We start from the raw sequence: 489 nt of genomic DNA, 5'->3' as shown, positions 1-489 counted from the left end.
ATCGGGTTTTTGCGCGCCCAATTGCGCGGCTGCGCTTTCTTGATGTGCGATTTCGACTTGGCCACCAAGGGCATAACGCGCGACAGCGCAATCGTGTTTCTGCAGAGCCAAGCGGGATTGGCCTGGCCTGATGCCGCTTTGGCTGTGGATCGCATGATGGCCTGCCCAGGCGTAGGCGCAGGGGGCGAAATCGGCCGCAATCGCATTGTGGCGGCCCGCGATCGCGCCCGCATCGGCCTCGGCCCCGGTTTTGACATCCGCAGCTTCCACGCTTTGATCTTGGCGGGCGGCGAGCTTCCGCTGCGCGTCATGGATAACCGTGTCGATGCCTGGATCGGCTCCAAACAAAAATCGCGTTAGCACCTCTTTGGCCATGATTTGGCCCCTTGCTTTTCTTTTGATGGAGAAAGGGTGATCAAGGAGGTGACCATGCGGGCGTTTGGTTTCTGCGCAATTCTTGTGGCCCTAGGATTATTGATGGGCGCGTGC

Annotated in this window: 1 protein-coding gene; it reads left to right on the top strand. The window is 59.5% G+C overall.

The features are described 5' to 3' along the window. Positions 1-360 (top strand): DUF885 family protein (locus DF185_RS23170; protein ID WP_165836117.1); only part of this gene is annotated, 360 nt, incomplete at its 5' end. Positions 361-489: the final 129 nt, after the last annotated feature.

It is taken from the genome of Marinifilum breve, from assembly GCF_003202155.1.
In the GTDB taxonomy this organism is placed as follows: Bacteria; Bacteroidota; Bacteroidia; order Bacteroidales; family Marinifilaceae; genus Marinifilum; species Marinifilum breve.
Note: the sequence above shows the minus strand (reverse complement) of the source record. Positions and strands in the feature narration are given on the sequence as shown.